At 70.4% G+C, this 20392-nt stretch carries 22 protein-coding genes, 1 other RNA gene and 1 pseudogene; 4 read left to right on the forward strand and 20 right to left on the reverse strand.

From position 1 onward, the window contains the following. The 10 genes and pseudogenes from AACZ35_RS04500 to rsmI all read right to left on the reverse strand — a co-directional run. Positions 1 to 163 (reverse strand): annotated as a pseudogene (locus AACZ35_RS04500) (phospho-N-acetylmuramoyl-pentapeptide-transferase); the annotation flags it as partial. After that, on the reverse strand, positions 153 to 1535 hold the full coding sequence (gene murF, locus AACZ35_RS04505) for a UDP-N-acetylmuramoyl-tripeptide--D-alanyl-D-alanine ligase (RefSeq protein ID WP_339826544.1): 1383 nt from the start codon (positions 1533 to 1535) through the stop codon (positions 153 to 155). The gene murF and the pseudogene AACZ35_RS04500, both read right to left, overlap by 11 nt. After that, complete coding sequence (locus AACZ35_RS04510) at positions 1532 to 3010, reverse strand: UDP-N-acetylmuramoyl-L-alanyl-D-glutamate--2,6-diaminopimelate ligase (protein ID WP_339826546.1); 1479 nt, start codon at positions 3008 to 3010, stop codon at positions 1532 to 1534. The genes murF and AACZ35_RS04510 overlap by 4 nt, the downstream gene beginning before the upstream one ends. Further along, the gene (locus tag AACZ35_RS04515) at positions 3007 to 4764 is read right to left on the reverse strand and encodes a penicillin-binding transpeptidase domain-containing protein (protein WP_339826548.1); all 1758 of its coding nucleotides are present in this window, start codon (positions 4762 to 4764) and stop codon (positions 3007 to 3009) included. The genes AACZ35_RS04510 and AACZ35_RS04515 overlap by 4 nt, the downstream gene beginning before the upstream one ends. Next, positions 4761 to 5024, reverse strand: coding sequence for a cell division protein FtsL (ftsL, locus tag AACZ35_RS04520; RefSeq protein ID WP_339826584.1), 264 nt, complete (start codon positions 5022 to 5024; stop codon positions 4761 to 4763). The genes AACZ35_RS04515 and ftsL overlap by 4 nt, the downstream gene beginning before the upstream one ends. Before the next feature lie 2 nt (positions 5025 to 5026). After that, complete coding sequence (gene rsmH, locus AACZ35_RS04525) at positions 5027 to 5983, reverse strand: 16S rRNA (cytosine(1402)-N(4))-methyltransferase RsmH (RefSeq protein ID WP_339826550.1); 957 nt, start codon at positions 5981 to 5983, stop codon at positions 5027 to 5029. A gap of 5 nt (positions 5984 to 5988) precedes the next feature. Further along, on the reverse strand, positions 5989 to 6435 hold the full coding sequence (gene mraZ, locus AACZ35_RS04530) for a division/cell wall cluster transcriptional repressor MraZ (protein WP_339826552.1): 447 nt from the start codon (positions 6433 to 6435) through the stop codon (positions 5989 to 5991). A 295-nt stretch (positions 6436 to 6730) separates the two neighbouring features. Further along, an RNA gene (gene rnpB / locus AACZ35_RS04535) (RNase P RNA component class A) lies at positions 6731 to 7084 on the reverse strand. A gap of 37 nt (positions 7085 to 7121) precedes the next feature. Further along, the gene (locus AACZ35_RS04540) at positions 7122 to 7646 is read right to left on the reverse strand and encodes a hypothetical protein (protein ID WP_339826554.1); all 525 of its coding nucleotides are present in this window, start codon (positions 7644 to 7646) and stop codon (positions 7122 to 7124) included. After that, the gene (rsmI, locus tag AACZ35_RS04545; protein WP_339826556.1) at positions 7643 to 8476 is read right to left on the reverse strand and encodes a 16S rRNA (cytidine(1402)-2'-O)-methyltransferase; all 834 of its coding nucleotides are present in this window, start codon (positions 8474 to 8476) and stop codon (positions 7643 to 7645) included. Before rsmI ends, AACZ35_RS04540 begins: the two co-directional genes overlap by 4 nt. A 61-nt stretch (positions 8477 to 8537) precedes the next feature. On the opposite strand from rsmI, the gene AACZ35_RS04550 reads away from it, so the two are divergent. From AACZ35_RS04550 to AACZ35_RS04565, 4 genes are read left to right on the forward strand one after another with little or no spacing between them, the layout of a single operon-like run. After that, a complete protein-coding gene (locus tag AACZ35_RS04550) occupies positions 8538 to 10319 on the forward strand; it encodes a penicillin-binding protein activator (RefSeq protein WP_339826558.1) in 1782 nt (593 codons plus the stop codon). After that, the gene (locus tag AACZ35_RS04555) at positions 10303 to 10671 is read left to right on the forward strand and encodes a YraN family protein (RefSeq protein ID WP_339826560.1); all 369 of its coding nucleotides are present in this window, start codon (positions 10303 to 10305) and stop codon (positions 10669 to 10671) included. The genes AACZ35_RS04550 and AACZ35_RS04555 overlap by 17 nt, the downstream gene beginning before the upstream one ends. Positions 10672 to 10699: 28 nt before the next feature. After that, positions 10700 to 12103 carry an FAD-linked oxidase C-terminal domain-containing protein gene (locus AACZ35_RS04560; RefSeq protein WP_339826562.1) on the forward strand — a complete coding sequence of 468 codons (1404 nt, stop codon included), beginning with the start codon at positions 10700 to 10702 and terminating at the stop codon, positions 12101 to 12103. After that, positions 12100 to 12696, forward strand: a complete 597-nt coding sequence (locus tag AACZ35_RS04565; RefSeq protein ID WP_339826564.1) for a uracil-DNA glycosylase family protein — start codon at positions 12100 to 12102, stop codon at positions 12694 to 12696. The genes AACZ35_RS04560 and AACZ35_RS04565 overlap by 4 nt, the downstream gene beginning before the upstream one ends. Positions 12697 to 12790: 94 nt before the next feature. On the opposite strand, the gene AACZ35_RS04570 is transcribed toward AACZ35_RS04565, so the two are convergent. The 10 genes from AACZ35_RS04570 to glyA all read right to left on the reverse strand — a co-directional run bounded on the left by AACZ35_RS04570 (position 12791) and on the right by glyA (position 20335). Then, the gene (locus AACZ35_RS04570; RefSeq protein WP_339826566.1) at positions 12791 to 13288 is read right to left on the reverse strand and encodes a phosphatidylglycerophosphatase A; all 498 of its coding nucleotides are present in this window, start codon (positions 13286 to 13288) and stop codon (positions 12791 to 12793) included. Beyond that, complete coding sequence (thiL, locus tag AACZ35_RS04575; RefSeq protein ID WP_339826568.1) at positions 13285 to 14247, reverse strand: thiamine-phosphate kinase; 963 nt, start codon at positions 14245 to 14247, stop codon at positions 13285 to 13287. The genes AACZ35_RS04570 and thiL overlap by 4 nt, the downstream gene beginning before the upstream one ends. After that, positions 14247 to 14708, reverse strand: coding sequence for a transcription antitermination factor NusB (gene nusB, locus AACZ35_RS04580; protein WP_339826570.1), 462 nt, complete (start codon positions 14706 to 14708; stop codon positions 14247 to 14249). Before nusB ends, thiL begins: the two co-directional genes overlap by 1 nt. After that, entirely contained in the window at positions 14705 to 15172 is a 468-nt protein-coding gene (gene ribH / locus AACZ35_RS04585) for a 6,7-dimethyl-8-ribityllumazine synthase (protein WP_339826573.1), read from the reverse strand. Before ribH ends, nusB begins: the two co-directional genes overlap by 4 nt. Positions 15173 to 15203: 31 nt before the next feature. Beyond that, positions 15204 to 16304 carry a 3,4-dihydroxy-2-butanone-4-phosphate synthase gene (ribB, locus tag AACZ35_RS04590; protein WP_339826575.1) on the reverse strand — a complete coding sequence of 367 codons (1101 nt, stop codon included), beginning with the start codon at positions 16302 to 16304 and terminating at the stop codon, positions 15204 to 15206. Next, positions 16301 to 16906, reverse strand: coding sequence for a riboflavin synthase (locus AACZ35_RS04595; protein ID WP_339826577.1), 606 nt, complete (start codon positions 16904 to 16906; stop codon positions 16301 to 16303). The genes ribB and AACZ35_RS04595 overlap by 4 nt, the downstream gene beginning before the upstream one ends. Before the next feature lie 91 nt (positions 16907 to 16997). Continuing rightward, positions 16998 to 18086 (reverse strand): bifunctional diaminohydroxyphosphoribosylaminopyrimidine deaminase/5-amino-6-(5-phosphoribosylamino)uracil reductase RibD, encoded by a 1089-nt coding sequence (gene ribD, locus AACZ35_RS04600; RefSeq protein ID WP_339826578.1) that lies wholly within the window; start codon positions 18084 to 18086, stop codon positions 16998 to 17000. Next, a complete protein-coding gene (locus AACZ35_RS04605) occupies positions 18083 to 18562 on the reverse strand; it encodes a GNAT family N-acetyltransferase (protein WP_339826580.1) in 480 nt (159 codons plus the stop codon). Before AACZ35_RS04605 ends, ribD begins: the two co-directional genes overlap by 4 nt. Next, a complete protein-coding gene (nrdR, locus tag AACZ35_RS04610; protein ID WP_339826582.1) occupies positions 18559 to 19074 on the reverse strand; it encodes a transcriptional regulator NrdR in 516 nt (171 codons plus the stop codon). Before nrdR ends, AACZ35_RS04605 begins: the two co-directional genes overlap by 4 nt. Positions 19075 to 19084: 10 nt before the next feature. Continuing rightward, on the reverse strand, positions 19085 to 20335 hold the full coding sequence (gene glyA, locus AACZ35_RS04615; protein WP_339826586.1) for a serine hydroxymethyltransferase: 1251 nt from the start codon (positions 20333 to 20335) through the stop codon (positions 19085 to 19087). Positions 20336 to 20392: the final 57 nt, after the last annotated feature.

Consider the following 20392-nt stretch of genomic DNA (forward strand, 5'->3'; position numbering starts at 1 on the left):
GGCCGCCCTTGAGCCGGGCCAGGCGCGCGATCACCGTCGGACCCAGCCACAGCGACAGCAGCAGCGCGGTAAGCGCGCCCAGGATGGCGCGGAAGGTGATGTAGCCGAACAGCGGCGGCATCCAGCCCATTTCCGTCAGCCAGCGGGCCAGTTCAAGCAACATGGTCGGCGTCTCCTTGCCTGTCGGCGGCCAGCAGCGCGGCAACCACCTTGTCCATCGCGCTCGAGCGCGAACCCTTCACCAGGCAGCGCAGCCCCGCCGGGGCGGCGGCGAGCGCCGGGCCCAGCGCGGCCAGCAGGCCGGCCTGGTCGTTGAAGTGATGGCCACCGTCGCCGAAGGCGCGGCTGGCAGCGGCGCTCAGTTCGCCCACGGTCCACAGGCGCTTGATGCCGGCGCGGCGGGCGCGTTCGCCGACCTCGGCGTGCAGCGCCTCGGCGCCCTCGCCCAGTTCGCCCATGTCGCCCAGCACCAGCCAGGCGTCGGTGCCGGTTTCTGCGAGCGCGGCGATGGCGGCGGCGACCGAACCGGGGTTGGCGTTGTAGCTGTCATCCACCAGCACCGCGCCACCGCGCAGCGCATGCGGGACCTGCCGGCCAGGCACCGCGGGCGCCGACTGCAGGCCGGTGACCACGTTGTCGAGGCTGGCGCCGGCGGCCAGCGCCAGGGCGGCCGCGGCCAGCGCGTTCATCACGCTGTGGCGGCCGGCCAGCGGCAGCGCCACGTCGGCGTCGCCGCTTGGCGTGTGCAGGCGGAAGAACGAACCGTCGGGGCCGAGCTGAAGCCCGCTGGCGCGCACGTTGGCATCGTTTTCCAGGCCAAAGCGCAGGCAGCGGCGCTCGCCGATGCGCTGCATGAACCAAGGGGCGAAGCTGTCGTCGGCATTGACCACCGCGATGCCGTCGTCGGGCAGCGCTTCGTAAATCGCGCCCTTGGTCTCGGCCACGCCCAGCAGGCTGCCCATGCGTTCAAGGTGGGCCGGCATGATGTTGTTCACCAGCGCGACCTGGGGCGGCGCGATCGAGGCCAGGTAGGCGATGTCGCCCGGCTTGCCCGCGCCCATTTCGTAGATGGCGAAACGGGCGTCTTCGGGCGCGTCGAGCACGGCCAGCGGCAGGCCGATTTCGTTGTTGCGGTTGCCCGGGTTGGCGTAGGCCTTGCCGGCTTCCGACAGGATCGCCAGCACCAGCGTCTTGACCGAAGTCTTGCCGTTGCTGCCGGTCAGGCCGACCACCACGGCCGGTCGGCCCTGCTGCACGCCGGCGGCCAGCTCGCCCAGGGCGTCCTGGGTGTCGGCGCACAGCACCTGCGGCAGCGCGCAGTCGACTTCGCGCTGCACCAGCAGCGCCGAGGCGCCGGCGGCCAGCGCCTGCCCGGCCAGGTCGTGGCCATCGTGGCGCTCGCCGCGCAGGGCGACGAACAGCGCACCGGGCGAAAGATTGCGGGTGTCGGTGCCCACCGAATGGATTTCGACGTCGGCGCCCAGCTGGCGGCCTTCGACCCAGCGCGCGACCTGCGAGAGCATCAGCGGCCTCATGCGCGCGCCTCCAGCAGTTCGCTGGCGACCTGCAGGTCGTCGAAGGCGTGGCGCACACCGGCGACTTCCTGGTAGGGCTCGTGGCCCTTGCCGGCGACCAGCACGACGTCGCCTGCTTCGGCGCCGGCCAGCGCCAGGCCGATCGCGCGGCGGCGGTCGCGTTCGACGTGCACGGCGCCGCGGCGGGTGAAGCCGGCCAGGATGCCGGCGACGATGTCGTCGCCGTTTTCGCGGCGCGGGTTGTCGTCGGTGACGATCACGCGGTCGGCGCCGGCTTCGGCGATGGCGGCCATCAGCGGGCGCTTGCCGGCGTCGCGTTCACCGCCGCAGCCGAAGACGCAGGTCAGCCGGCCCGGGGTGTGTTCGCGCAGCGCGGCCAGGGCCTGCTGCAGCGCGTCGGGCGTATGCGCGTAGTCCACCACCACCAGCGGCTGGCCCTTGCTGCCGCCGACCCGGCTCATGCGGCCACCCACCGGCGACAGCCGCGGCAGCATCGCCGCGACATCGGCCAGCGACCAGCCAAGGGCACGCAGCGTGCCGGCCACGGCCAGCAGGTTTTCAACATTGAAGCGGCCCAGCAGCGGCGAGGCCACGGCATGGCTTTCGCCGGCTTCGGCCAGGGTGAAGTGCAGGCCTTCGGGCGCCAGGCGCACGGCGTCGGCGCGCAGGCCGGCCTTGCTGGCGCCGCGGGCGCTGGTGCCGATGATGCGGACGCCGGGCGCGATGCGCGTGGCCAGGCGCACGCCGAACGGGTCGTCGAGGTTGATCACCACCGACTCGAGCGTGGGCCAGCCGAACAGCAGCGCCTTGGCGTCGCCGTAGGCGTCCATGCTGCCGTGGAAATCGAGGTGGTCGCGGGTGAGGTTCGTGAACACGGCAACCTGGAAGGCGACCGCGTCAACGCGACCCTGGGCCAGCGCGTGCGAGCTCACTTCCATCGCAACGTGGGTCGCGCCCTCGTCGCGCATGCCGGCCAGCAGGCGATGCACGGCGACGACGTCGGGCGTCGTGCGCTCACCGGCCACCAGCCGGCCGTGCAGGCCGGCGCCCAGGGTGCCGATGCTGCCGGCGGTGACGCCCGAAAGCGCCAGGGCCTGGGTGATCAGCTGCACGGTGGAGGTCTTGCCGTTGGTGCCGGTGACGCCGACCAGGCGCAGCGCCTTCGACGGCGCGCCGTAGAAGCGGTTGGCCAGTTCGCCCTGGCGCGCACGCAGGCCCGGGAAGGCAATGGCGTTGGCGGGCAGCTTCAGCGCGTCCGGCGCCGGCGGCTCGAACAGGATGACGCTGGCACCTGCGGCCTGCGCCTGGTCCAGGTGGCGCAGGCCGTGCGTGCTTTCGCCGGCCAGCGCAATGAAGGCGTCGCCGGCGCGCAGGGCGCGGCTGTCGGCGCCCAGGCCGGTCACCAGCGGGTCCAGCCCGGGCGGCGCCAGGGCCAGGCCCTCGAGCAGTTCGTGCAGGGGCATGGCGCGGGTCACGGGGCCACCTCGCGTGGCGCGGCCGGTGCGGCGTTGGCCTGGCGGGCCTGCCTGGCCTGCTTGGCGGCCTGCGCGGCGTACCAGCCCTGGATGTCGTCCGGCGGCACGTCCATCAGGCGCAGTGCACCTTCCATGACCCGGTGGAACACCGGCGCCGCCACGGCGCCGCCGCCGTATTCCAGGCCCTGCGGTTCGTGGATGACCACCGCCATGGCAAATCGCGGATTGCTCGCCGGCACCAGGCCGACGAAGACCGCGGCATGGCGGTTGGCGGCGTAACCGCCGCCGCTGGCCTTGCGCGCGGTGCCGGTCTTGCCGGCCACGCGATACCCCAGCACGGCGGCGCGGCGGGCCGTGCCATCGGGGCCGATGACGGTTTCAAGCATGTCCATCAGCTGGCGCGCGATGGCCGGGTCGATGACCTGGGTGCCTTCGCCGGCGCCGCCCTTGACGAAGGTCGTTTCCATCAACCGGCCCTGGTTGCCGACGGCGGCGTAGGCGCGCGCCAGCTGCAGCGGCGTCACCGACAGGCCGTAGCCGTAGGAAATGCTGGCTTTTTCGGTCGGGCCCCAGCTGGACGCCGGCGTCAGCACGCCCTGCAGTTCACCCGGGAAGGCGCTGCCGCTGCGCTGGCCCAGGCCGAAGCGGCGATACATGTCGTACTGGTGGTCGGCGCTGAGTTCGTTCGACACCCGGATGGCGCCGACGTTGGAGCTCTTGGTCAGGATGCCGGCCAGGCTGAGCGTGCCGTAGTTGCGGAAATCCTTGATGGTGTAACCGCCGGGCAGCGTCGTGTAGCCCGGCGCGGTGTCGATCAGCGACGCCGGGGTGAACTTGCCCGCCTCCAGCGCCGCCGCCAGGGTGAAAGTCTTCATCACCGAACCGGGTTCGACCACGTCGGTGACCGCGCGGTTGCGGCGCGAATCGGCATCGGCACCGACGCGCGAATTGGGGTTGTACGACGGCTGGTTCACCATCGCCAGCACTTCACCGGTGGGCACGTCCAGCACCACCACCGAACCGCTGGTGGCGCCGGTTTCGACCAGGGCGGACTTCAGTTCCCGGTAGGCCAGGTACTGGATGCGGCGGTCGATCGACAGCGTGAGGTCGCCGCCGGCTTCGGCCGCTTCGACCAGGTCGACGTTTTCGACGATGCGGCCGCGGCGGTCGCGGATGACCCGCTGCTTGCCTTCCTTGCCGGTCAGGTGGTGGTTGAAGGCCAGCTCCAGGCCTTCCTGGCCCTTGTCGTCGATGTTGGTGAAACCCAGCACGTGGGCCATCACTTCGCCGTAGGGGTAGAAGCGACGGAACTCGCGCTGCGAATAGACGCCGGGAATGCCCAGGCCGGTGATGATTTCGGCGACGTCCGGATTCAGGTGCCGGCGCAGGTAGACGAACTCCTTGTCGGCGCGCTCGGACACACGCCGGGTCAGCACGTCCTGCGGGATCGACAGCGCCTCGGCCAGCTCGCCCAGGCGGTCCGGGTGCAGCAGCAGTTCCTGCGGGTTCGCCCAGATCGATTCCACCGGCGACGACACCGCCAGCGGTTCGCCGTTGCGGTCGGTGATCATGCCGCGCGAGGTGGCGATGGGAATCTCGCGCAGGAAACGGGCGTCGCCCTGGCGCTGGTAGAACTCTTCGCTGACCACCTGCAGGTGCGCCGCGCGCGCCACCAGCACCGCGCAGCAGACGCCGAGGATGCCGCCGACCACCATCAGGCGCTTGCGCGGGCTGTAGTTGCTGCGGCCGCTCATGGCTGCAGCACCACGATGTCGGTGTCGGCCGGGAAGGTCATGCCCAGGCGGGTGCCGGCGACCTGTTCGATGCGGTTGGCTTCCGACCAGGTGGCCTGTTCAAGCTGCAGGCGGCCGAATTCGATGTTGAGCTCGTCGCGCTCGCCTTCCAGCGTGCTCAGCGAAATGTAGGCCTGGCGATGCAGGTGCCGCGCCCAGACCACGCCCAGGGCGCTGGCGATCACCACCAGGGCCAGCACGAACAGTGCGAAGTGGCGCAGGCTCACGCGGCCTCCCCCTGCACGTCTAGTTTTTCGGCAACCCGCAGCACCGCGCTGCGCGCACGCGGGTTGTCCTTCACTTCCTGCGGCGTGGCGCGCATGGCGCCACCGATGTCGCGCAGGTCGGGCGTGAACGGCTCGGCCACCGGCATGCGGCGGTTGCCGGGGGGCGCCTTGGCGTGGCGGTTGATGAACTGCTTGACGATGCGGTCTTCCAGCGAGTGGAAGCTGATAACGACTAGCCGGCCGCCCGGCTTGAGCACCTTGAGCGCGGCGTCGAGGCCGGCCTCGAGGTCGTCGAGTTCGCGGTTGATGTAGATGCGGATGGCCTGGAAGCTGCGCGTGGCCGGATGGATCTTGCCGTCGCCACGGCCAAGCACCGAGGCGATCAGGTCGGCCAGCTGGCCGGTGCGCTGCAGGGGCTCGTCGTCGCGGCGGGCGACGATGGTGCGGGCGATCTTGCGGCTGAGCTTTTCTTCGCCGTACTGCCACAGCACGTCGGCGATCTCGCGCTCGTCGGCGCGCGCCAGCCAGTTGGCCGCGCTTTCGCCCGACTCCGGGTCCATGCGCATGTCCAGCGGGCCGTCCTTGCCGAAACTGAAACCCCGTTCGGCGACGTCGAGCTGCGGCGAAGACACACCCAGGTCGAAAAGCACGCCGTCGAGGCCGGCCGCGGCTTCATCCCACTCGGCCATGCCGGCGAAGGAACCGCGGCGGGCGGCGACCCGCCCGTCCGCGCCGAAAAGCGCGTGCGCGGTGGCGATCGCTTCAGGATCCTTGTCCATCACCAACAGCCGTCCATCCGGCCCCAGCCGGTCGAGCACGCCGCGCGCATGGCCCCCTCGCCCGAACGTGCCATCCAGATACCTGCCATCCCTGCGTACCTGCAGGCCATCCATGACCTGCGCCCACATCACCGGGAGATGGCTGGGCTGCGTTCCAGGACGCATCCCGGCCATGCCCGTCACAGCCTCAGGTCGAGCATGTCCTCGCTGATCTCGTCTTCACCGATGGTTTGACGGATCTGCGCGAGGTGCGCCTGCTCGCTCCACAATTCGAACTTGCCGCCCATGCCCAGCAGCACCGCTTTCTTTTCCAGGCCGGCCGCATTGCGGTGGCTGGCCGGAAGGGTGACGCGGCCGCTGCCGTCGGGCTCGACCACGGTGGCGGCGCCGACCAGCTTGAGCTGCAGGTTGCGGTGCACGCGCTTGGCGTTGGGCAGGGCATTGACCTGGTCGCGGACCTTTTCCCAGGTCGCTTCCGGGTAGAGCCACAGGCAGCCGGCTTCGTAGGGGTTGTAGGTGACGACCAGACGGTTGGCGCAGGCGCGCGCGACCTGGTCGCGGTAGGCCGTGGGAATGGCCAGCCGCCCCTTGTCATCGATCGTGATCGCCGTTTCGCCCTGGAACATCGTTTCGGATCCGCCTACGCCACTAAAAACCACAAAAAGCCCGGAATTCCCTCAGATGCCCACGTTAGACCTGCCCCTACGGGGTGTCAAGGACAATTGGGAGGGAATTTCGCCAAGCGGATCAACGCCTTGCGCGATACTTGAGAGTCTTGTTTAAGAACCATTCGGCAACTGTTGTTTCACATGGAATTGATCCAAAGTCGTGAAACACGTCGCGGAATGGCCCGACAGCGGCCAGGGCGGCCGGCCGGAGGCCCCGGGCGGGGCGATTGCGCGGATGGGTGGGACGAGGAAGTGGCGGAGCCGGCCATTAAGCCGGGTTCTGTCGTGGACAGTCATTCCTCTGGGACCTGCGTCACCGCAGGCCTCAAGCAACCAACCCGGGTGCGGCACGAGCCATGCCATAGCACCCCTATTTGGTCTTGCTCCGGGTGGGGTTTGCCGTGCCCCGGGGCGTTGTCCCCCCGGGCGGTGGGCTCTTACCCCACCGTTTCACCCTTACCACGCACCCTTGCGGGCCGTTCGGCGGTTTGCTTTCTGTTGCACTTTCCGTCGGCTCACGCCGCCCAGGCGTTACCTGGCACCCTGCTCTGTGGAGCCCGGACTTTCCTCGGCGCATTGCTGCGACGCGACTGCCTCGGCCGACTCCGCCGGGGCGGATTGTCGCACAGCGGGCCGCCGCCGGCTCAGCGGCTGGCGGCGCCGGAAAAGCGGCCGCGGCGTTCGCTGCGGCTGAATTCGAAGACGAAGGCCAGGCGCAGGGGCACGGTCTTGCGGACCACGCCTTCGCCGATGCAGTCGTAGTTTTTCTCGACGCCGGCCGGGAAGGTGCAGACCGAGGCCGGTTCGAAGCGCCACTGGCGCACCGTCCGGTCGACGGCGTGTTCGAACCAGGCCAGCGCCGGCAGGGCTTCGGCCGGGCAGCGCGGCCCGGCGCGCAGCGGCGCCGTCCAGCTGACCGTACCGTCGGCATCGACGACGATTTCCACGCAGACGGTGGCTTTTTCGGGGCCCTTTTCAAGCAGCGCTTCCGGGTAATCGGGCAGCAGTTCGGGATTGAGATGTTCGGCCATGAAAAAGGCCTCCTGCGACTGCATCTTCATCTGCGGCGCCATCGGCGGCAGGATCATCTCGCCGCCCCCCGGCGTGCTGCGGCTGCCACCGCAGCCCACCAGCAGCACGAAGGCCAGCAGCAAACCGGCGCGCTTCATTCGCCACCGCCGTAAAGCGCCTTGCGCGGCGCGCCGCTGAGGTCGGCCGCCAGCTTCGCAGCCAGCGAGGGTTTGAGATGTTCGGCGAGTTTGGCGTAGATGCGCTGGCCCTCGATCAGCTTCGCCTCGCCGTCGTCTTCGCAGCCACGCACGACCAGAACGAATTCACCCTTGCGCTGGTTTTCGTCGGCAGCCACGCGTTCGGCCAGCTCGGCCAGCGTGTCGCCAAGCACGGTTTCGAAGAGTTTGGTCAGCTCACGCGCCAGGACCGCCTCGCGCTCGGGTCCGAAAATCGCCACCAGGTCGGCCAGGCATTCTTCGATGCGGTGTGAGCTTTCGTAGAACACCAGCGTGCGAGGTTCTCGGGCCAGCGCCGTCAGGCGTTCGCGGCGACCCGAGCCCTTGGCCGGCAGGAAACCTTCGAAGCAGAACCGGTCGCTGGGCAGTCCGGCCACCGACAGCGCCGCGATCGCCGCGCAGGGCCCCGGCAGCGGGATCACGCGCAGGCCGGCGGCGCGCACTTCGCGCACCAGCCGGTAGCCGGGATCGCTGACCAGCGGCGTGCCGGCGTCGGAGACCAGGGCCAGCGAATCACCGGCCTTCAGTCGCTCCACCAGCTTCCAGGCGACATCGGCTTCGTTGTGTTCATGCAGGGCCAGCAGCGGCCGCTCGATGCCCAGGGCGCCCAGCAGCTGGCGCGTATGGCGCGTGTCCTCGGCGCAAATGGCGTCCACCGAAGCAAGCACTTCGCGCGCGCGCGCGGTCAGGTCGCCGAGGTTTCCTATCGGGGTGGCCACCACATGAAGCGCACCCGCCTGTGTGTTCGTCATTGACCGCGCCCTCCTTGTGCACCGGGTATCATCTTACGCGCCACGAACCCGGACCCCGACCATGCTGCGAACCGCCCCCCTGTTGTTGGCCCTTGCCCTGCTCGCCGGCTGCGCCAGCGTGTCCGTGCAGCGCAGCCCCGGCGCACCGGCGCCGACCGCGCCGACCACCCCCGCATCGCAGTTGGCCGACGAAGGCCGCCACGCCGAAGCCGCGCGCGCCTACGCAGCCCAGGCCGAGCAGGAACGAGGCGACGCCCGCGCCCGCGCCTGGCTGCGCGCCGCCTGGCAGCACCAGCTTGCCGGCCAGCCCGAAGCCGCGCGCGCCGCCTTCGCCAATGCACCGCGCCGCCGTCTCGAGGGCCGGGACGAACTGCTGCACGACCTGCTCAACGCCGGCTTCCGCCTCGATGCCGGCCAGGCCGAAGCGGCCCTGGCCCTGCTCGGCCAGCGTCGCGAGACGGTGCCCGACGATTACGCACAGCGCTGGCACGAACTGCGCGCCGATGCATTGCAGCGCCTGGGCCGCGGCTTCGACGCCGCCGGCGACCTGGCCTGGCTGGCCACGCGCCAGCTTGGCGAAAGCCGCGTCGCCACCGTTGGCGAAATCGTCAGCCTGCTTTCGGCCGAATCCGACGCCACGCTGTCGGCCAGGGCCGCGGCGCTGCCGGTCGGTCATCCGCTGTACGCGTATGCCGGCCGCGCGCTGTCGCAGCGTGGCCTGCCGCTGCCGCGTCCCTACGACCGCACGGGCAGCACGCCCTCGCTTGACGCCCTGCCACAGGCCGAATTCGACGGTTACCGTCCGCCCGAACGCCTGGCCGCCCTGCTGCCGCTGACCGGCCCGCTGGCCGCTGCCGGCCAGTCGGTGCGCGACGGCATGCTGGCCGGTTATTACGCCGAATCGCGCCGACGTCCCGCCCTTCGTTTTTACGACACCGGCGCGCCCGGCGGCCTGCGCGCGGCGCTGGCCAAGGCCACCGCCGACGGTGCCCAGATGCTGGTCGGCCCGCTGTCGCGCGACGAAGTGAACCAACTGTTCGCTTCGCCGGAACTGTCGCTGCCGACCGTCGCGCTCAATCGCGGCAGCCATCCGCCGACCCCGGGCAGCGCCAGCTACGCGCTGGCGCCCGAGGACGAAGGCGTGGCGGCCGCCGAACGCCTGCTCCAGCGTGGCCTTCGCCGCGTGCTGGTGGTGACCCAGGCCGACGAAACCGCCCAGCGTGGCCTGGCCGCCTTCCGCGAGCACATGCGCGAACGCGGCGGCGAGATCATCGGCGAAGTGAGCATGCAGGCCGACAACCCCGACATCGTGCCGGACCTGCAGCGCGCGGTGCAGTCCGCCGGCGGCCTGCGCCCCGAAGCGCTGTTCCTGAGCCTCAAGGCCGCCGAAGCGCGGCTGCTGGCCAGCCAGGTGGAGCCGGCCGGCCTGGCCGGCGTGCCGCGCGTGGCGACCTCGCTGATCCTCTCGGGCGCCAACCTGCGCATGGACACCGAACTCGACGGCATCGAATACCCGGAACTGCCCTGGCTGATCGGCCTTCGCGGCGGCCTGCCCGACCCGGACACGCTGGGCAATACCCTGCCCAGCGCGCAGGGCGGCGGCGCCCGCCTGTTCGCCTTCGGCCTCGACGCCTGGAAGCTGGCGGGTTACCTCGACAAGCTGGTGTCCGACCCGGGCGCGCAGGTGCGCGGCGCCACCGGCGAGCTCACGATCGATGCCACCGGCCAGGTCCGGCGTGCGCCGGCCTGGGCCGTGTTCAGCGGTGGCCGCCCGCGCGCTGCGCCCGACGGCGCGCTCTACCAGGACAACGGGGCCTCGCCGCCCGATGCCGGCACGCCCTGACCGGCGCGCCCGCGGCGACGCCGCCGAAGACGCGGCGCGCCACCTCCTGGAAGGCGAGGGCCTGCGCAAGCTGGCCCGCAACGTCAACTACCGGTTCGGCGAAATCGACCTGGTGATGCGCGACGGCGGGTTCATCGTCTTCGTCGAGGTGCGCTACCGCCAGGACGATCGTTTCGGCGGCGGACTGGCCTCGGTGGACCGCCGCAAATGCCGCCGCATCGCCCTCGCCGCCCGCGCCTGGCTCGCCCGTCAGCCGGCCCTGGCCGACGCCCCCTGCCGCTTCGACATCGTCGCCGCCTCCACCGCCGGCCTCGACTGGCACCGCGCGGCTTTCACGCTCGACGACCTGTGAAATCCGGCGTTTGGCCTACACTGCCGCCATGACCGGGTTGCCTGCATCGCTGGCCGAGGAACTGCGGACCCTGCTGGGTCCGGGTGGCCTGTTGCTCGACGAATCCGAGCGGCTGGTTTACGGCTACGACAACTCGCGTCGCCAGGGTTTGCCGCTGGCGGTAGCGCTGCCCACCGACGCCGCGCAGGTGCAGGCACTGGTGGGCCTGTGCCGCGACCACGGCCTGCCGGTCGTCGCGCGCGGGCGCGGCACCAATACCACTGGCGCCACCGTGCCCGGCGAGGACGCGCTGGTGCTTTCCTTCGAGCGCATGGACAAGGTGCTGGCGATCCGGCCCGGCGACCGCGTGGCGGTGGTGCAGCCGGGCCTGCTAAACGGCGACCTGCAGGCGGCGCTGGCGCCGCATGGGCTGTTCTGGCCGCCCGACCCCACCAGCGCCGCCTTCAGCACCATCGGCGGCAACCTGGCCTGCAATGCCGGCGGCCCGCGCGCGGTGAAATACGGCGCCACGCGCGACAACGTACTGGCGCTCAAGGCCGTCACCGGCGCCGGCGTGCTGGTGGAATTCGGCGCCGCGACGACCAAGGGCGCCAGCGGCTACGACCTTTCGCGCCTGCTGATCGGTTCCGAAGGCACGCTGGCGCTGATCGTCGAAGCTACGCTGAAGCTGACCCCGCTGGCACCGCAGCGCCGCGCCCTGCGCGCGCTGTACGCCGACGTGGAATCGGCCGCCGCCGCGGTGGCGCGCCTGATGGCGCAGCCGGTGACGCCATCGATGCTGGAATTCATGGACGGCGACTGCGTGCGCCTGGCCCGCGAGGTCGGCGGTGCACAACTGCCGGCGGACGCCGGTGCGCTGCTGATGATCGAAGCCGACGGCGACGAAGCCGTGCTCGACGCGGCGGTGGCCGCGCTGACGCAGGCCGCCGCCGGCCCCGGCTGCCTGTCGGTCGAAGCCGCGCCCGACGAAGCTGCGCGCGAACGCCTCTGGGCCGCGCGCAAGGCGCTTTCGCCGGCGCTGCGCACGCTGGCGCCGGGCAAGATCAACGAAGACGTGGTGGTGCCGGTTTCGCGCATCCCCGCGCTGGTGGCCGCAGTTCAGTCCGCCGCCGCCGCGCAGTCGCTGCCGATCGTGTGCTTCGGCCACGCCGGCAACGGCAACCTGCACGTCAACATCCTCTACGACCCTGCCGACGCCAGTGAATCCGCGCGCGCGGCGGCGGCGCTGGAATCGGTGTTCGACGCCGTCATCGCACTCGGTGGCCTGGTGTCGGGCGAACACGGCATCGGCCTGGTCAAGCGCGAGCTGCTGGCGCGGTCGCTCGACCAGGCCACCCTGTCGCTGATGCGGGCGATCAAGTCGCAGTTCGACCCGGCCGGCATCCTCAATCCCGGCAAGGTGCTGCCGGCGCCGGCCGAGGGCCAGGCATGAGCCGGCCGCGCAGCGAACTCGAGCAGCTGCTCGGGGAGATCCGCGCCTGCCGGATCTGCGAAGCCAGCCTGCCGCTGGGCCCGCGGCCGGTGCTGCGCGCCAGCGACAGCGCGAAACTGCTGGTGGTCGGCCAGGCGCCCGGCACCCTGGTGCACGGCAGCGGCATTCCCTGGGACGACGCCAGCGGCGTGCGCCTGCGCGGCTGGCTGGGTTTGGACAAGGCGGTGTTCTACGACGAATCTAAAGTCGCGATCGTGCCGATGGGCTTTTGTTACCCGGGCCGTGGCGCCTCGGGCGACCTGCCGCCACGCCCGGAATGCCGCTCCACCTGGCATCCGCGCCTGCTGCCGCTGCTGCCGCAGGTGGAACTGGTGCTGGCGATCGGCCAGTACGCGCAGGCGTATTTCCTGGGCGAGAACCGCCGCAAGACGCTTACCGATACCGTGCAGGCCTGGCGCGACTACGCCCCGGGCGTCTTCCCCCTGCCCCACCCCAGCCCACGCAACACCGGCTGGTTCAAGCACAACCCCTGGTTCGACGCCGAAGTCGTGCCCGCGCTGCGCTCACACGTAGCGTCGGTGATGGGGCGTTGATTTTTTTGCCACGGATGAACACGGATGGACACGGATAAGAGCGGATAAAAGCAGGCTGATTGTTTGCTTTTGCTCTATCCGTGTTTATCCGTGTTCATCCGTGGCTAAAAACAAAAACCGCCAGTTGAAGCGATCCCAACGCATAAAGGCCGGCAAGCGCGTCGTCGAGCATGGCGCCGAAGCCGCCGTGGAGTTTGCGGTCGGCCCAGCTGACCGGCCAGGGTTTGGCGATGTCGAAGATGCGGAACAGCACCAGGCCCGCCAGCATCCATGGCCAGCCGGCCGGCGCCGCCAGCAGGGTGATCCAGACGCCAACGTATTCGTCCCAGACCACCAGGCCCGGGTCTTCGATCTTCGTCTCGTGGATAACCCAGTGCGCGGCCCACCAGCCCAGCGCGAAACCCGCGGCCACCACCGCCAGGTAGGCCGGCAGCGGCAGGTCCTTCATCAGAAACCACCAGGGCAGCAGCGCGGCGATGCTGCCGACGGTGCCCGGGGCCCTGGGCGCAAAACCGGCGCCGAACCCCGCGGCGATCCAGCCCAGCGGGTGTTTCATCAGGCGCCGGCGCGTGCCTTCGGGCAGCTGGCTCATGCGTGGCCACCCTCGAAGTGCTGGTAGCCGGTGGCCGGCGGCGTCCAGGCGCCGCCCTCGGGCGTCAGCAGGCGCAGGCCGGGTTCGGCTTCGACCTGGCCGACCACGGTGGCGGGCAGGTCGAGCGCGGCCAGGGCCTGTTCGATCTCAAGCGCGCGCGCAGCGGGTGCGGTGAAACACAGTTCGTAATCGTCGCCGCCGGTGAGCTGCAGTTCCCAGCGCCGGTTTTCCTCGAAGTGGTCGGCCAGGGTGCGCGAGCTCGGCAGCCGGCCCAGGTCGAGGCGGGCGCCAACGCCGCTGGCGGCGAGCACGTGGCCCAGGTCGGCGGCCAGGCCGTCGCTGAGATCCACCGCGGCGCTGGCCAGGCCGCGCAGGGCCAGGCCGGCCTGCACGCGCGGGGTCGGGCGGTCCAGGCGATAGCGCAGCTTGGCCGAGGCCGGCCCGCGCTGGCGCCATTGCGCCAGTCCGCCGGCGGCGTCGCCCAGGGTGCCGGTGACCCAGATGTCCTCGCCCGCCCGCGCGCCGCTGCGCAGCAGGGCCTGCCCGGCCGGCACCAGGCCGTGGGCGGTGACCGTCATGGCCAGCGGGCCGCGCGTGGTGTCGCCGCCGACCAGGGACACGCCGTGTTCGTCGGCCAGCTCCAGGAAACCGTCGAGGAAGGCATCGAGCCAGGCTTGATCGCCATCGGGCAGGGTCAGCGCCAGCGTGCACCAGGCCGGCGCGGCGGCCATGGCGGCCAGGTCGCTCAGGTTCACGGCCAGGGCCTTGTAGCCGACGTCGGCCGGTGCGGTGCCGTCGGGAAAATGCACGCCGGCGACCAGGGTGTCGCAGGTGACGACCAGTTCATGGCCCGCCGGTACGGCCAGCACCGCGGCGTCGTCGCCGATGCCCCGGACCACGTCGTCGCGGCGCGCCACGCGGGCGCGGATGCGGTCGATCAGGGCGAATTCGCCCGGCATCAGGACCGGCGCGGCGCCTGGGCTTCGGCCGTGCGCCAGTCGGCGGCGGCGTGGTCGAGCACGCCATTGACGAAGGTGTGGCCGTGTTCGGAACCAAAACGCTTCGTGGTTTCGATGGCCTCGTTGATGATCACGCGGTAGGGCACGTCGATGCGGTGCCGCAGTTCGTATGCGGCGATGCGCAGCACCGCGCGTTCGATCGGATCGACCTGGTCGATTTCGCGGTCGAGGAACACCGACAGCGCATCATCCAGCGAGGCCAGGTTGGCGTGCACGCCGCGCACCAGGTCCTCGAAATATTCGACGTCGGCGATTTCCATGTCCTGCTCGTTGCGGAACTGTTCCAGCACCTTGGTGATGGCGGTATCGGACATCTGCCAGGCGTAGACGGCCTGCAGCGCGCGGCGCCGGGCGCGCGAACGCGCCTGCGGGTCAACGCCGTCGAGTCGGGGATGTTTCATGCCAGTTTTCCAATGAGGTTGGCCATTTCGATCACCACCAGCGCGGCTTCTTCGCCCTTGTTGCCGTGGGTACCGTCGGCACGCGCTTCGGCGTGGGCGTAGTCGTCCACGGCCAGCACGCCGTTGGCCACCGGCACGCCGGTGTCCAGGGCCACGCGCATCAGGCCGCGGGCGCATTCGTCGGCGACCTGTTCGAAGTGGCGGGTGTCGCCGCGCACCACGCAGCCCAGCACGACCACGCCGGCGTAACCCACGCGGTCGAGCGCATTGGCGGTGGCGACCGGGAGCTCCCAGGCGCCGGGCACGCGGATCACGTCCACCGCCTCGGCGGCCACGCCGTTGCCTTCGAAGGCGCGGCGGGCGCCGTCGACCAGCGCATCGGTGATGCGCGGGTTCCAGCGGCTGGCGATGATCGCGAAACGGGCCGCGGCAGGGCTGCGGACGTCGCCTTCGAAGTGGGCCATGGGCTCGGGGATGGGCGAAAGGGCGGCCAGTTTACCGCGCCCGGCCTGCCTCGACGTATTCGATGACCTCCAGGCCATAACCGGCCAGGCCGACCTGGCGGCGCGGCGTGCCCAGCACGCGCAGCTTGCCCAGGCCCAGGTCGTGCAGGATCTGGGCGCCGGCGCCGTTGCGGCGCCATTCGCGGGCACGCGGGGCGTCCGGGCTGGTGGCCTCGGTGATGCGGGCCAGCAGGTCGTCCGGCGACAGCGGTTCGGACAGCACCACCACCACGCCCTCCCCCGCCGCCGCGACGGCCGCCAGCGCATCGCCGGTGGCAACGCCGAAATCGGCGCGCTGCCAGTGCAGGGCATCCGACAGCGGGTTCTTGACGTGCACGCGCACCAACGTGGGCGTGTCGGCGCGCGGCTGGCCCAGGACCAGGGCGAAATGCAGGTCGCGGCTGAGCCGGTCGCGGTAGGTCACCAGGCGGAAGTCGCCGTGCGCGGTCGGGATGTCGCGTTCGTCCACGCGCTCGACCGTGTGTTCGGTTTCCAGGCGGTGGCGGATGAGGTCTTCGATCGAGCCGATCTTCAGGCCGTGCTCGGCGGCGAATTTCTCCAGCTCGGGGCGGCGCGCCATCGAACCGTCGGGGTTGAGGATTTCCACCAGCACGCCGGCGGGCTCCAGGCCGGCCAGCAGGGCAAGGTCGCTGGCGGCTTCGGTGTGGCCACTGCGGGTGAGCACGCCGCCGGGCTGGGCCATCAGCGGGAAGATGTGGCCGGGCTGGGTCAGGTCGTCGGCGGCGGCGTCCGGGCGCACGGCGGTGCGGATGGTGTGCGCGCGGTCGTAGGCGCTGATGCCGGTGGTCACGCCTTCGGCGGCTTCGATGCTCACGGTGAAGTTGGTCTGGTAGGGCGAGTTGTTGTCGCGCACCATCGGCCCCAGGCCCAGCTGCCGGCAGCGTTCGCGGGTGAGCGAAAGGCAGACCAGGCCGCGCGCGTGGGTGACCATGAAGTTGATGTCGGCGGGTTTCACCAGCTCGGCGGCCATGATCAGGTCGCCTTCGTTCTCGCGGTCCTCATCGTCCACCACCACGACCATGCGGCCCTGGCGGATTTCTTCAAGCAGTTCGGGAACGGTGGCGAAACTCATGCGGATTCCTCGCGTGCGGCAAGCAGCCGCTCGACGTAACGGGCGACGGTGTCGACCTCGAGATTGACGGCGTCGCCGACGGCGGTTTCACCGAAGGCGGTGTGGGCGACGGTGTGCGGCACCAGGTTCACTTCGAAGCCCGTGGCATCGACGGTGTTGACGGTGAGGCTGGTGCCATCGACGGCGATCGAGCCCTTCACCGCGACGTAGCGCAGCACCGGGGCCGGCGCGGCAAACCGCCAGCGCTGGCTGCGGCCGTCGTCCCAGATCTTTTCGACGCGGCCGACGGCATCGACGTGACCCGACACCAGGTGGCCGCCCAGGCGGTCGGTGGGAAGCAGCGAACGTTCCAGGTTGACGGCGGCGCCGACCGGCAGCGTGCCGAGCGTGGTGAGCGTCAGGGATTCGTTGGACACGTCGGCATCCCAGCCTTCGGCATCGAAGGCCACGACGGTGAGGCAGCAGCCATTGACGGCGATCGACTCGCCCAGGGCGACGTCGTCGTGCGCCATTGCGCCCCAGCCAAACCGCAGCCGCTGGTCGCCCCCGCGCGGCTCGCGCGCCAGCAGCCGGCCAACCGATTGGATCAATCCCGTGAACATGCCATCACCTGTCATCCGGCCACCGCCGGGAGCCCGCCATTGTACGCGGGCCGCTCCGGGGCTTTGGTCGGGGTGCTGGAACGGTATGTCTCTAGGGCCCCAGCAGCAGCCTCAGGTCCGGCCCGATCTGGCGGGTTTCGAGCAGGCGCAGGTCGATGCGGTCGGCCATTGACGCGGGGGTCACGCCGGCCAGCAGGGGACGGCCGCGTTCGCCCAGCAGCACCGGCGCGACGTAGAGCAGCAGTTCGTCGACCAGGCCGCCCGCCACCAGGGCACCGGAAAGCGTGGCGCCGGCTTCCACCTGCAGTTCATTGACGCCGCGCTGGGCCAGCTGCGACAGCACCGCGTTCAGGTCCAGGCCGTCGCCCGCGCGGCGCACCGCGAAGGCGTCGACGTTGTCGCCGTAATCGGGCACCACGTCGTCGCCGTGCACCAGCAGCGTTGGCGCGGCATCGTCGTTGAGCAGCGTTGCCGTCGAAGGCAGGCGGCCGCGCTCGTCCAGCACCACGCGCAGCGGCGGCACGAAGGCCTCGTCGCCGGCCAGGCGCACCGTCAGGCGCGGATCGTCGGCGAGCACGGTGCCGATGCCGGTCATGATCGCGCCCGAACGCGCGCGCCAGCGCATCACGTCGGCGCGCGAGGCATCGGAGGTGATCCACTTCGACACGCCGTCTTCCAGCGCCGTGCGTCCGTCCAGGCTCATGCCCAGCTTCACCCGCACCCAGGGCCGGCCGCGTTCGATGCGCGAGATGAAGCCGCGGTTCTGGTGCCGCGCCGCGGCTTCCATCAGCCCGTGTTCGACCGTGATGCCGGCCGCGGCCAGCTTGGCAAAACCCTGCCCGGCCACCTGGTAGAACGGGTCGCGGCAGGCCGCCACGACGCGGGTGACACCCGCCGCCACCAGTGCGTCGGCGCAGGGCGGCGTGCGGCCATGGTGGGCGCAGGGTTCGAGCGTGACGTAGGCCGTGGCGCCCGAAGCGCGGCCGCCGGCGGCACGCAGTGCCATCACTTCGGCATGGGGCTCGCCGGCACGTTCATGCCAGCCTTCGCCGAGCACGCGACCGCCATCGGCGATGACGCAGCCGACCACCGGATTGGGGTGGGTGGTGAAACAGCCGCGTTCGGCCAGCTGCAGCGCGCGGGCCATGTGGGCGTGGTCGTGGGCGGAAAAGGCGCTCATGCCGGGACGATGTCCATCAGGTGCACGGGCTGGCCGCGCAGCGTGGCAGCGCCCTGGTCGCGCCAGCCCAGGCGCGCGTAAAAATCCGCGTGTTCGGGCGTGAACAGCCACAGCCGCGGCACCTTCTCGCGCGCCGCGAGCGCCACGCAGGCGCGCACCAGCGCGGCGCCGATGCCGTGACCGCGCGCCTGTTCCAGCACGAACAGGCTGGCCAGCCAGGCATCGCCGACGCCGCGGAACTCCGGCGCGTCTTCGTCCACCAGGCTCACCGAGCCAACGGCCTGTTCGCCCTGCATCGCCACCAGCGTGGTCGGCCGGCCGCGCCGGGTGGCGTGGTCTTCCAGTTCGGCGGTGGCCGAAGCCAGGTTCCAGTCGGCCAGGTCGTAGAAGTGGCCCCAGTGCTGGTAGTGCCACGCCGCCAGTCGTGCCGCCTGCCCCGGGCAATCCGCCAGGGGTCGGATCTCGACCCGATTCATTTTTTTACTTTGTCGGGGGTGGCGTCGAGAAGGGGCAACTGCAGGCCTTCCAGGCCCGGCAGGTCGCGTTCGAGCCGCTCGATTTCCTCGCGGAAGGCCTGCACGTCCTCGAACTTTCGGTACACGGACGCGAAGCGCACGTAGGCCACCTGGTCGAGCTTCTTGAGCTCGGCCATGACGAACTCGCCGACGCGCAGCGAAGGCAGTTCACGTTCGCCGGTGAGGCGAAGCGCGTGGATGACGCCGCGCACGGCAACGTCGATGTCCTCTGCCGACACCGGGCGCTTCTGCAGCGCGCGGTCGAAGCTGATGCGCAGCTTGCGCTCGTCGAAGGCTTCGCGGCGGCCGTCGCTCTTGACGATGGCCGGCAGCTTGAGCTCGGCGGTTTCGAAGGTATTGAAACGCTCCCCGCAGGCCTCGCACTCGCGGCGACGGCGGATGGTGCTGCCATCGTCGGACACGCGTGAATCAATCACGCGGGTGTCGGTGTGCTGGCAGAAGGGGCAAAACATCCGGGTGCGGTCAGCCGTAAACCGGGAAGGCGCGGCACTGCCTGGTGACGTTTTCGCGCACGCCGGCAATGACGTTTTCGTCCGCCGGTGCGTCGAGCACGTCGCACATCCAGTTCGCCAGCGCCACGCACTCCGGTTCCTTGTAGCCGCGGGTGGTCACCGCCGGCGTGCCGATGCGCAGGCCCGAGGTGACAAACGGCGAACGCGGGTCGCCGGGCACGGCGTTCTTGTTGACCGTGATGTGGGCGGCGCCCAGCGCGGCTTCGGCGTCCTTGCCGGTGACGTCGCGGCCGATCAGGTCGATCAGCATCAGGTGGTTCTCGGTGCCGCCGGAAACGATCTTGTAACCGCGCGCCATCATCGCCTTGGCCATGGCCTGGGCGTTTTTCACGACCTGCTTCTGGTACTCGGTGAATTCCGGCTCCAGCGCTTCCTTGAAGGCCACCGCCTTGGCGGCGATGACGTGCATCAGCGGGCCACCCTGGGTACCCGGGAACACCAGCGACTGGAACTTCTTTTCCAGCGCCTCGTTGGCCTTCGCCAGGATGATGCCGCCGCGCGGGCCGCGCAGGGTCTTGTGCGTGGTCGAAGTGACCACATCGGCGAACGGCAGCGGGTTCGGGTACACGCCCGCCGCCACCAGGCCGGCCACGTGCGCCATGTCCACGAACAGGTAGGCGCCGACCGACCTGGCGATTTCCGCCATGCGCGACCAGTCCACCACCTGCGAATAGGCGCTGAAACCGGCCACCACCATCTTGGGCTGGTGTTCGGTGGCCAGGCGCTGCACTTCGTCGTAGTCGATCAGGCCCTGTTCGTCGACGCCGTACTGCACCGCGTTGAACAGCTTGCCGCTGAAGTTGACCTTGGCGCCGTGGGTCAGGTGGCCGCCGTGCGCCAGGGACATGCCCAGGATGGTGTCGCCCGGCTGCAGCAGCGCCAGGTACACCGCGGCATTGGCCTGCGAACCCGAATGCGGCTGCACGTTGGCGTAGTGGGCGCCGAAGAGCTGCTTGACGCGTTCGATCGCGAGCTTCTCGGCGATGTCGACGTATTCGCAGCCGCCGTAATAGCGCTTGCCCGGGTAGCCTTCGGCGTACTTGTTGGTCAGCACGCTGCCTTGGGCTTCGAGCACGCGCGGGCTGGCGTAGTTTTCCGAGGCGATCAGCTCGACGTGGTCTTCCTGGCGCCGGGCCTCCTGGGCGATGGCCCGGGCCAGTTCGTCGTCATAACCAGCGATCTGCATGTCCTTGGCAAACATCGGGGCGCGATTCCTTGAATGGGCAACAATGGTGAAATTGTAGCCCCCTTGCCCGTC

Source organism: uncultured Arenimonas sp., assembly GCF_963976025.1.
GTDB lineage: Bacteria > Pseudomonadota > Gammaproteobacteria > Xanthomonadales > Xanthomonadaceae > Arenimonas.